The 2,706-nt window shown below is 37.9% G+C and carries 2 protein-coding genes and 1 pseudogene; all 3 read left to right on the top strand.

Annotated elements, in window-relative coordinates; all coding sequences use genetic code 11:
* Positions 1-603: pseudogene (gene gnd, locus V7659_RS24340) on the top strand (phosphogluconate dehydrogenase (NAD(+)-dependent, decarboxylating)); the annotation flags it as partial.
* Between the two features lie 30 nt (positions 604-633).
* Positions 634-1,296: a fructose-6-phosphate aldolase gene (fsa, locus tag V7659_RS24335; protein WP_335542718.1), complete on the top strand. Its 663-nt coding sequence runs from the start codon at positions 634-636 to the stop codon at positions 1,294-1,296.
* Positions 1,297-1,381: 85 nt separating this feature from the next.
* The coding region (locus tag V7659_RS24330) for a glucose-6-phosphate isomerase (RefSeq protein WP_335542717.1) at positions 1,382-2,706 on the top strand (1,325 nt) is incomplete at its 3' end.

Here is a 2,706-nt window from a genome sequence, read left to right as displayed (position 1 = left end):
ATTATAAAGAATCAATTCAACGTTATAACGAATTAAAAGAAGTAGGAATTAGATTTATGGATGCAGGCACATCAGGCGGGATGGAAGGCGCACTTCATGGTGCATGCTATATGATTGGCGGTGACCCTGAAGCATGGGAAATCGTTGAACCAATTTTTAGAGATTCAGCAGTGGAAAATGGTTACTTATATGCAGGGAAAGCAGGCAGCGGACACTTCCTTAAGATGGTTCATAATGGTATCGAGTATGCCATGATGGCTGCAATCGGCGAAGGGTTTGAAGTGCTTGAAAAAAGTGAATTCGATTACGATTACGAAAAAGTAGCAAGAGTTTGGAATAATGGTTCTGTTATTCGTTCCTGGCTAATGGAATTAACCGAAAATGCATTTTCAAAATCTCCGCAATTAGAGGAAATTAAAGGTATCATGCANNGGAAAATGGACTGTGGAAACTGCTCTAGATCTTCAAACAGCTACTCCGGTGATTGCCATGTCATTATTAATGCGCTATCGCTCTTTAGAGAATGATACCTTTACCGGAAAGGTCGTAGCCGCACTCCGCAATGAGTTTGGTGGACATGCTGTTGAAAAAATAAATAAATAAGTTAATAAATATAAATTGGAGGAAATAGTTATGAAATTTTTTATTGATACGGCTAATTTAGACGAAATTAAGAAAGCATATAAAATCGGAGTTTTATCTGGTGTTACCACAAATCCTTCTTTAGTTGCCAAAGAAGGAGTAAAATTTGAAGATCGTATAGCAGAAATCTTAAATGCTGTTCCCGATGTAGAGTCTGTTTCTGCCGAAGTAACTCCTAATGCTTTGACAGCTGAACAAATGATTGCTGAAGCAAACGAACTAATAAAAATTAATGGCGGCGATAAGAATATTACAATCAAACTTCCAATGACATTAGATGGATTAGAGGCCTGCCGTTATCTTACAAAAAAAGGTGTTAAAACTAACGTTACTCTCATTTTTACTGTCAACCAGGCACTGTTGGCAGCACGGGCAGGTGCTACCTATGTTTCTCCATTCTTGGGTCGTTTAGATGATATTAGCGAAGATGGTGTACAACTCGTTTCCCGTATAGCTGAGTTATTCCGTGTCCAGAATTTAGAATCACAAATCATTGCAGCATCTGTTCGCCATCCAGACCACGTAACTCGTGTGGCTATGGCAGGTGCTCATATTGCTACTATTCCATTTAAGGTAATTGAACAAATATCGAAACACCCACTAACAGATCAAGGAATCGAAAAATTTGCGGCTGATTGGAAAAATGCTCACTAAAAAATAGTAAAACATATAGGGGGTTAGATCATTTCTAACGCCCTTATAACCTTTAATCGAAAATACAAAAAGGAGAAAATGGAAAATGGCTATCTCGTTTGATTATTCTAATGCTCTTTCATTTATGAATCAAGGTGAAGTTGATAACCTAGGCGAATTTGTAAAAGTTGCTCACAATATGCTTCATGAAAAGAAAGGTCCTGGATCTGATTATCTAGGATGGGTAAATTTACCATATGATTATGATAAGGAAGAATTTGCAAGAATTAAAGCAGCGGCTGAGAGAATTCGCAGTAATTCCGATGCTTTAATCGTTATTGGTATCGGTGGCTCTTATCTAGGAGCTAGAGCTGCAATCGAAGCACTTTCTCATACTTTTCACAATCAAATGGGAAAGGAAACGCAAATATATTTTGCTGGTCAAAATATTAGTGCCACCTATATTTCTCATTTACTGGAACTAATAAAAGACAAAGATATTTCTGTAAATGTGATCTCCAAATCTGGTACGACAACGGAGCCAGCAATCGCTTTTCGCATCTTCCGAGAATATTTGGAGAATAAGTATGGAAAGGAGGAAGCAAAAAAACGAATTTATGCAACAACCGATCGGGAAAGAGGCGCTTTAAAAACACTAGCAGATGAAGAAGGATATGAAACATTTGTTATCCCTGATGATGTTGGTGGGAGGTACTCTGTTTTAACTGCAGTGGGATTATTACCAATAGCTGTTGCAGGCCTTAATATTGATAAAATGATGGAAGGGGCAAAAGCTGCTGCAGACAAATATAATAATCCAGGCTTGGCTACAAACCAAAGTTATCAGTACGCTGCAGTTAGAAACGCTCTATATCGAAAAGGAAAATCCATTGAACTTCTTGTAAACTTTGAACCATCACTTCACTTTGTTTCAGAATGGTGGAAGCAACTTTTTGGCGAGAGTGAAGGGAAGGATCAAAAAGGTCTATTTCCAGCTTCAGTTGATTTAACGACAGATCTTCATTCTATGGGTCAATATGTACAGGAAGGTCGTCGTGATTTAATTGAGACAGTTGTATCAATAAAAGAACCGAAACTTGATATTACTATGAAAGAAGAGGCTTCGGACTTAGATGGCTTAAATTATCTTGCAGGAAAAACAATGGATTATGTCAATAAGAATGCCTTCCAAGGGACCGTTTTAGCCCATGTAGATGGAGGAGTTCCAAACCTTTCCGTGGAACTGGACAAATTAGACGAATATACATTTGGAGAAATGGTGTACTTCTTCGAAAAGGCATGTGGAATAAGCGGATTATTAATGGGTGTAAACCCTTTTGATCAACCTGGAGTAGAAGCATATAAAAAGAACATGTTTGCACTACTTGGTAAGCCGGGATATGAAGCTGAAAAAGCTGAATTATTAAAACG

Origin of the sequence: Neobacillus drentensis, assembly GCF_036966985.1 — a bacterium.
GTDB lineage: Bacteria > Bacillota > Bacilli > Bacillales > Cytobacillaceae > Neobacillus > Neobacillus drentensis_E.
The sequence above is the reverse complement of the archived record's forward strand: the minus strand, read 5'-3'. Positions and strand labels throughout refer to the sequence as shown.